The organism is Micromonospora sp. NPDC049274 (assembly GCF_040678875.1).
Lineage (GTDB): Bacteria > Actinomycetota > Actinomycetes > Mycobacteriales > Micromonosporaceae > Micromonospora.
This window is the reverse complement of the sequence record NZ_JBFAQS010000035.1, coordinates 1-9,098: the sequence shown is the minus strand read 5'-3', so window position 1 is coordinate 9,098 and position 9,098 is coordinate 1. Positions and strand designations below refer to the sequence as shown.

The following is a 9,098-nucleotide window of genomic DNA, read 5'->3' as shown; positions in this document are numbered from 1 at the left end:
TTGTCGCCGGAGCGTTTTGATCGGGTGTTCGCGGCGAAGGCGGATGCGGCGTGGTATTTGCATGAGTTGACCGCGGATTTGGATTTGGCGGCGTTCGTGTTGTTCTCGTCGGCTGGTGGTTTGGTGCTGGCGGCGGGGCAGGGCACTTATGCGGCGGCCAACGTTTTCCTGGACGCGTTGGCGGCGCATCGTCGTGGGCTCGGGTTGGCGGCGACGTCGCTGGCGTTTGGTTTGTGGGACACCGATACGGGTTTGTCGCAGCAACTCGCTGCGGCGGATGTGCAGCGGATGCGCCGGCAGGGGTTGCCGATGTTGTCGGTGGCGGACGGGTTGGCCGGGTTCGAAGCCGGACTGTCGAGCGACGAACCAGTGCTGGTGCCGTTGCGGGTTGATCCGGCCGCGCTGGGTGAGCGCACCGACCTGCCCGCGGTCCTTCGCGGGTTCGTGCGGCAGCGGCGCCAGGCGTCACGGGCCGATGCCGGTGCGGCCACGTCCGTGCTGGCGCGGCAGCTCGCCGCGATGGGGGCGGGAGAGCGCGCCCGTACCGTTCTGAAGCTGGTCCGGGAGAAGGTCGCGCAGGTCCTCGGGCACGCGTCGACAGCGGCCATCGAGCCCGGTCGGGCCTTCCAGGAGCTGGGCTTCGACTCGCTCACCGCCGTCGAGCTCCGCAACGAACTCAACCGCGCCACCGGACTGGGACTGCCGTCCACCCTCGTGTTCGACCACCCGAACGCCCAGGCCGTCGCGCGGCACATGGAGTCGGAGCTGACCGGCGGTGGCGCCTCGCCCGAGGCCGTGCCGGTCGCGGCGGCGAACGACGAGCCGATCGCGATCGTCGGCATCGGCTGTCGCTACCCGAGTGGCGTCACCGGGCCCGACGAGCTCTGGCGGCTGGTCGCCGATGAGGTGGACGCCGTCTCGAGCTTCCCCGACGACCGAGGCTGGAACGTCGAGCAGGTCTACGACCCGGAGCCGGGCGTGCCGGGCAAGACGTACACCCGGGCGGGTGGGTTCCTGTACGACGCCGCCGACTTCGACCCGGAGTTTTTCGGGATCGCGCCGCGCGAGGCGCTCACCATGGACCCGCAGCAGCGGTTGCTGCTGGAGGCGTCGTGGGAGGCGTTCGAGCACGCGGGGATCGACCCGCACTCCCGTCGGGGCAGCCGCACCGGCGTGTACGCGGGCGTCATGTACCACGACTACGGCCTCGGTCAGCCGGGCTGGACCAGCGGCGGCAGCCTCATCTCCGGGCGGGTGTCCTACACGCTCGGACTCGAAGGCCCCGCCGTCACGGTCGACACGGCGTGCTCGTCGTCCCTGGTCGCCCTGCACCTGGCGGCGCAGGCGCTGCGCACCGGCGAGTGCGACCTGGCCCTCGCCGGCGGTGTCACGGTGATGGCCAGCCCGGGGATGTTCATCGAGTTCTCCCGGCAGCGCGGGCTGTCGGCGGACGGCCGATGCAAGTCGTTCGCCGACACGGCCGACGGTGCCGGCTGGGCCGAGGGCGTGGGCGTGCTGCTCGTCGAACGGCTCTCCGACGCCCGCCGTAACGGCCACGACGTCCTGGCCGTCGTGCGGGGCAGCGCGATCAACCAGGACGGCGCCTCGAACGGCATCACCGCGCCCAACGGCCCCACCCAGGAGCGGGTCATCCGGCAGGCGCTGGCCAACGCCGGCCTCACCACCTCGGACGTCGACGCGGTGGAGGCGCACGGCACCGGCACGACACTGGGCGACCCCATCGAGGCGCAGGCGCTGATCGCCACGTACGGCCAGGACCGGGATTCGGGCCGGCCGCTGTGGCTCGGCTCGGTGAAGTCGAACATGGGTCACGCCCAGGCCGCGGCAGGTGTGGCCGGTGTGATCAAGATGGTCATGGCGATGCGGCACGGTGTGCTGCCGCGGACCCTGCACGTGGACCAGCCGTCGCGGCACGTGGACTGGTCGGCGGGTGCGGTCGAGCTGCTGACGCGGTCGAGGCAGTGGGCCGGGGAGGGGCCGCGCCGGGCGGGTGTGTCGTCGTTCGGTATCTCCGGCACGAACGCGCACGTGATCCTCGAACAGGCACCCGAGACCGAGGTCCCGGTCGTGGAGCGGTCGCCGGCGGGGACTCTGGCGTGGACGCTGTCCGCCGGGTCGCCCGAGGCCCTGCGTGCGCAGGCGGATCGGCTGCGCGCCTGGCTGGCCGACCGGCCGGAGGCGGACCCGCGTGACGTGGGTTGGTCGCTGGCCTCGGGCCGGGCGGCCCTGACGCACCGCGCGGTGGTGGTCGGCGACGGCCGCGACCGGCTGCTGGTCGGGCTGGATGCGCTCGCCGCCGGGCAGACCGGGCCGGGGGTGTTCAGCGGCACCGCGACGGTGGACGGCCGGTTGGGGTTCCTGTTCTCGGGTCAGGGTAGTCAGCGCCTCGGTATGGGCCGTGAGTTGGCCGCGGAGTTCCCGGTGTTCGCCGAGGCCCTGGACGAGGTGCTGCAACGCCTGAACGTCCGGGACGTGATGTGGGGCTCCGACCCGGAGGAGTTGCAGAAGACCGGCAACGCGCAGCCGGCGCTGTTTGCCTTCGAGGTCGCCCTCTATCGACTTCTGACCTCGTTCGGCGTCGAGCCTGATGTGTTGGTGGGTCATTCGATCGGGGAGATCGCCGCCGCCCATGTGGCGGGGGTGTTGTCTCTGGATGACGCGTGCGCGTTGATCGGCGCCCGGGCGCGGTTGATGCAGGCGTTGCCGGCGGGTGGGGCGATGCTCGCGGTCGCCGCTTCCGAGGCGGATGTGGTGCCGCTGCTCGATGAGCGGGTGGGTATCGCGGCGGTGAATGGCCCGTCTGCGGTGGTGGTCTCCGGCGCTGAGGAGAGTGTGGCCCGGGTCGAGGCGGCGTTGGTCGGGGTGCGGATGCGCCGGTTGCGGGTCAGTCACGCGTTCCATTCGCCGTTGATGGAGCCGATGCTGGAGGACTTCCGGCAGGTGGCTGAGGGCCTGACCTATCGGCAGCCGAGTATCGCGCTGGCCATGAGCGGTGACCCGACCGATCCGGGTTACTGGGTCGAGCACGTCCGGCAGGCCGTTCGCTTCGCCGACAACGTCGCCGCCGCCGGTGCGGACATCCTGGTGGAGATCGGCCCCGACGGTGTCCTCAGCGGCCTGACCGAGGCGATCCCCACCGCCCGCAAGGACCGCGACGAGGCTCAGGCGTTCGTCGAGGCGCTCGCCCGCCTGCACGTCGCGGGCAGCCCCGTCGACTGGACCGACCTGTTCGGAACGGCCCGGCGCATCCCACTTCCGACGTACGCGTTCCAGCGCGAGCGGTTCTGGCAGGACGCCGTGACCGTGCGGGACACCGCCGAAGCGGTCGGGCTCGGCGACGCCGACCACCCGCTGCTCGGCGCGGTCACCGAGATCCTCGGCACCGGCGGTCTGCTGCTGACCGGCCGACTGTCGGCGGCCACCCACCCGTGGCTGACCCATCACCTGGTCAACGACACGCTCGTCGTGCCGGGCACGGCGCTGGTGGAGATGGCCGTACGCTCCGGCGACGAGGCCGGCTGCACCGCCCTGGCCGAACTCACCCTGCAGGCGCCGATGGTGCTCGTGGACGGCGGCGCCGTCCACGTCCAGGTCGTCGTCGGTGGCCCCGACAGTCGGGGCGATCGAACCGTTGCGATCCACTCCAGCCCCGACCGGGAGACCTGGACCTGCCACGCGACCGGTCTGCTCACCGCCGATGCCGCACAGCCGGGCACCGGCCTCACCGCGTGGCCGCCCTCCGGCGCCCAGCCCGTCGACCTCGACGGCTTCTACGACCGGCTCCTCGACCTCGGCCTGCGGTACGGCCCGCTCTTCCAGGGGCTGCGAGCGGCCTGGCGCGGCTTGGACGCGGTCTACGGCGAGATCGTCCTCCCCGAGCAGGGGCACGACGACGTGGCCCGCTTCGGTCTGCACCCGGCCCTGCTCGACGCGGCACTGCACACCGCCGGCGTCGGCGACTTCCTCGACGAGACCGTCGCGGGCCAGCCCCTCCTGCCGTTCTCGTGGCAGCGGGTCGCCCTGCACGCCACCAGGGCCACGGCGCTGCGTGTGCGGGTTGCGGCGGCCGGCCCGAACACCGTCACGGTCGAGGTTGCCGACTCGGCCGGGGCGCCGGTGGCGCGCGTCGGCTCGCTCGCGTTCCGGGCGACCCGCGCCGGGCGGACCGTCGCGAACCCGCCACTGTTCCGCACCGGATGGACCCGGCTGTCCGATCCCGGCCGGCCGGCCGGAGACTGGTCCCGCTTCGACGTGCCCCGGTCCGCCGGCGACGTGCCGGCGGCCGTCCGGACGGTGACGACGGCGGTGCTCGAACGGATCCAGGAGTTCCTGGCCGACGACCGGTCGGCGGGAGCCCGGCTGGTCGTGGTGACCCGGGGCGCGGTGGCGCCCGGCCCCGACGAGGACGTCGACCTCGGCCAGGCCCCGGTGTGGGGTCTGGTGCGGGCCGCGCAGGCAGAGAACCCGGGCCGAATCGTGCTGGTCGACTTGGACGACGACGACTCGATCCCGGCGGCCGCGGTTGCCTCGGGGGAGCCGGAGCTGGCGATCCGGCACGGCGTGGTGCTGGCGCCGCGCCTGGAGCGGGCCGCCGCCGAGCCCGGCCGGGCTCTGCTCGACCCGGAGGGCACCGTCCTGGTGACCGGCGGCACCGGCGGTCTGGGCGCCCTGGTCGCGCGGCGGCTGGTCGCCGAGCACGGCGTGCGGCACCTGCTCCTGGTCAGCCGTCGTGGCGCGGACGCGCCCGGGGCCGACGACCTGCTGGAGCTGGGCGCGTCGGTGACGGTGGTGGCCTGTGACGTCGCCGATCGGGGCGCCGTCGCCGACCTGATCGCGTCGGTCCCGGCCGAGCATCCGCTGACCGCCGTGGTCCACGCCGCCGGAATCGGCGACAACGGCCTCGTCGGCTCGCTGACCCCGGCCCGTCTCGCGCCGGTGTTGGCCGCCAAGGCGGACGCGGCCTGGCACCTGCACGAGCTGACCGCCGGCCTGGACCTGGCGGCGTTCGTGCTGTTCTCGTCGGCCGGTGGTCTGGTGCTGGCGGCCGGCCAGGGCTCGTACGCGGCGGCGAACGTCTTCCTCGACGCGCTGGCCCTCCACCGCCGCCGGGCCGGGCTGCCGGGCACGTCCCTGGCGTTCGGCATGTGGGCCACCGAGACCGGCCTGACCCGCGAGCTCGGCGCCGTGGACCTCGACCGCCTGCACCGGCAGGGAATTCCGCCGCTGTCGGTCGAGGAAGGGCTGGCCGCGTTCGACGCCGGCCTGACGACCGCCGAGGCGACCCTCGTTCCGCTGCGGGTCGACACCGCCGCGCTGCGAACCCGGGCCGACGTTCCGGCGTTGCTGCGCGGGCTCGTGGCCCCCCGGGTCAGCCGGTCGGTCGCCGACCACGACCGGAGCGAACCGGGGCGGCCGCTGCTGGATGTGGTGCGGGAGAAGGTCGCAGCAGTGCTCGGCTACGCGTCGCCGGACCGGGTCGATCCGGCGAAGGCGTTCCAGGAACTCGGGTTCGACTCGTTGTCCGCGGTGGAACTGCGTAATGAGCTGAACGCGGCGACCGGTCTGCGGTTGCCGGCGACGCTGGTGTTCGACTACCCGAACGCGCTGGCCGTGGCCGGGCACATCGAGTCGGAGTTGACCGGCGGTGGCGGGGCCGTCCAGGAGGTCGTGGCGGTGGCACCGGCGAACGACGAGCCGATCGCGATCGTGGGCATGGCGTGCCGCTATCCGGGTGGGGTGGAGTCGCCGGAGGATCTGTGGCGGCTAACCGCCGGCGGGGTGGACGCCATCTCGGATTTCCCGGGCGACCGGGGCTGGGATCTGGATGCGCTGTATGACCCGGATCCGGACAACCGTGGTACCTCGTACACCAGGCATGGTGGTTTTCTGGGGGATGCGGCGCTCTTCGACGCCGGGTTCTTCGGCATCAGCCCCCGCGAGGCGCTGGCGATGGATCCGCAGCAACGCCTCCTGCTCGAGACCTCGTGGGAGGCGGTCGAGCGGGCCGGCATCGATCCGGCTCGGCTGCGCGGAAGCCGGACGGGTGTGTTCGCCGGCCTCATGTACCACGACTACGGATCACTGTCGCCGCGCGCCCGTGGTGAGCTGGAAGGGCTCATCGGGACCGGCAGTTCCGGCAGCGTGGTGTCCGGGAGAGTCGCCTATACCCTGGGCTTCGAGGGCCCGGCTGTCACGGTCGACACCGCCTGCTCGTCGTCGCTGGTCGCGCTGCACCTGGCGGTGCAGTCGCTGCGCTCGGGTGAGAGTGACCTGGCGCTCGCCGGCGGTGTCACCATCATGGCCACGCCGGGCACGTTCATCGAGTTCTCTCGGCAGCGCGGGCTCGCACCGGACGGGCGCTGCAAGGCGTTCGGCGCCGGAGCGGACGGCGCGGGCTGGTCCGAGGGTGTCGGTGTGCTGCTGGTGGAGCGGCTCTCCGACGCGCGGCGCAACAACCACAAGATCCTTGCGGTGGTACGGGGTTCCGCGGTCAACCAGGACGGCGCGTCCAACGGGCTCACGGCGCCGAACGGGCCGTCACAGCAACGGGTGATCCGCCAGGCCCTGGCCAACGCTGGTTTGTCCACGTCAGACGTCGACGTTGTCGAGGCGCACGGAACGGGCACGACGCTGGGTGACCCGATCGAGGCGCAGGCGTTGATTTCGACCTACGGCCAAAACCGGGAACGGCCCCTGCTGCTCGGCTCGATCAAGTCCAACATCGGGCACACCCAGGCCGCCGCCGGTGTCGCCGGTGTGATCAAGATGGTCATGGCCATGCGCCACGGCGTGCTGCCCAGGACGCTGCACGTCGACGAGCCGTCCCGGCACGTCGATTGGTCGGCCGGGGCGGTCGAGTTGCTGGCCGAGCCGCGTGAGTGGACCGGTGATGGCCGGCCGCGCCGGGCGGGTGTGTCGTCGTTCGGCATCTCCGGCACCAACGCGCACGTGATCATCGAGGAGGCGCCCGAGGCCGAGGTGCCGATCGTGCGGCGCCCCGCACCGGCGGTGCTGCCGTGGCTGCTCTCCGCGCGCACCGCCGAGGGCCTGCGCGGCCAGGCGGCCAAGCTCCTGTCCGTCGTGGACGGTCGGGACGACGTCGTCGCGCTGAGCGCGGCGCTGGCGGTGACGCGTACGGCGATGGAGCACCGTGCGGCGGTGGTCGGCCGGGACGCTGCCGACCTCGTGGCCGGACTGGAAGCGCTCGCCGCGGGCGGGGCCGGACTGCGGGACACCGCCAGGACGGGACGCCGGCTGGCGTTCCTGTTCTCGGGTCAGGGTAGTCAGCGCCTCGGTATGGGCCGTGAGTTGGCCGCCGAGTTCCCGGTCTTCGCCGAGGCCCTGGACGAGGTGCTGCAACGCCTGAACGTCCGGGACGTGATGTGGGGCTCCGACCCGGAGGAGTTGCAGAAGACCGGCAACGCGCAGCCGGCCCTGTTCGCCTTCGAGGTCGCCCTCTACCGACTTCTGACCTCGTTCGGCATCGAGCCTGATGTGTTGGTGGGTCACTCGATCGGGGAGATCGCCGCCGCCCATGTGGCGGGTGTGTTCTCGCTGGATGACGCGTGCGCGTTGATCGGCGCCCGGGCGCGGTTGATGCAGGCGTTGCCGGCGGGTGGGGCGATGCTCGCGGTCGCCGCTTCCGAGGCGGATGTGGTGCCGCTGCTCGATGAGCGGGTGGGTATCGCGGCGGTCAACGGGCCGTCGGCGGTGGTGGTCTCCGGGGCTGAGGAGAGCGTGGCTCGGATCGAGGCGGCGTTGGCCGGGGTGCGGATGCGCCGGTTGCGGGTCAGCCATGCGTTCCATTCGCCGTTGATGGAGCCGATGCTGGCGGAGTTCCGGCAGGTGGCTGAGGGGTTGAGCTATCAGGAGCCGGTCGTCGAGCTGGCCGTCAGCGGTGATCCGACCGATCCCGGTTACTGGGTCGAGCATGTCCGGCAGGCGGTTCGGTTCGCCGACAATGTGGCCGCCGCGAACGCCGAGGTCGCGGTGGAGATCGGACCCGACGGTGTTCTCAGTGGGCTGACCGAGGCGGTGCCGACGGCGCGCAAGGACCGCGACGAGGTGCACAGCTTCGTCGAGGCGCTCACCCGCCTGCACATCTCGGGCAGCGCCGTCGACTGGTCCACCATCACCGGCGTGGCCGGCCCCTTCGCGGAGCTGCCGACCTACGCGTTCCAGCGGGACCGGTACTGGCTGGAGCCCGCCCCCGCCGCCGGTGACCTGTCCGCCGTCGGACTGACCGCGATCGAGCACCCGCTGCTGCCCGCCGGAACGGAACTTCCCGACGGCGACACGTACGTGTTCTCCGGACGCCTGTCACCGTCGTCGCAGCCGTGGCTCGCCGACCACGAGGTGCTGGGCACGGTGCTGCTGCCGGGCGCGGGCCTGGTGGAACTCGCCCTCCAGGCCGGCCACGAGGTGGGCACCCCGGTTCTCGAGGAACTGACCCTCCAGGCGCCGCTGCTGCTGCCCCCGCACGGCACGCGTATCCGGGTCGTGGTCGCCGCGCCGGACGAGACCGGTACCCGTGCCGTGACCGTCCACAGCCGCGACGACGGCGCCTGGAGCCTGAACGCATCCGGCACGCTCGGCCACGACACGGCCGAAGCCGGAGTCCGGCTGGACGAGTGGCCACCGGCCGGCGCCACGGCGGTCGGCGTGGACGATGCCTACGACGTGTTCGCCGAGCGCGGCTACGCCTACGGCCCGGCCTTCCGCGGCCTCACCGCGGTGTGGGAACGAGGCGACGAGGTGTTCGCCGAGGTGGTCCTGCCCGAGCGGATGGCCACCGACGCCGGGCGGTTCGGCGTGCACCCGGTGCTGCTCGACTCGACCATGCACGCGCTGCTGGCCACCGACCGGGGAACGGTCACGGTGCTGCCGTTCGCGTGGTCCGGGGTGCGCCTGCACGCCACCGGCGCGAGCCGCCTGCGGGTGCGGATCTCCCGGTCCAGCGGCGCGATCGTGGCCGCCGACGAGACCGGCGCGCCGGTGCTGAGCGTGGAGTCCCTGGTGTCCCGGCCCGCTTCCGCCGATCAGCTCCGGGTCGGAAACGACGCGTTGTTCCGCACGGA

The 9,098-nt window shown here is 72.6% G+C and carries 1 protein-coding gene; it reads left to right on the top strand.

The features are described 5' to 3' along the window. Positions 1 to 24: 24 nt before the first annotated feature. Positions 25 to 9,098: SDR family NAD(P)-dependent oxidoreductase (locus tag AB0K10_RS33050; protein ID WP_363690142.1), on the top strand; the 9,074-nt coding region annotated here is incomplete at its 3' end.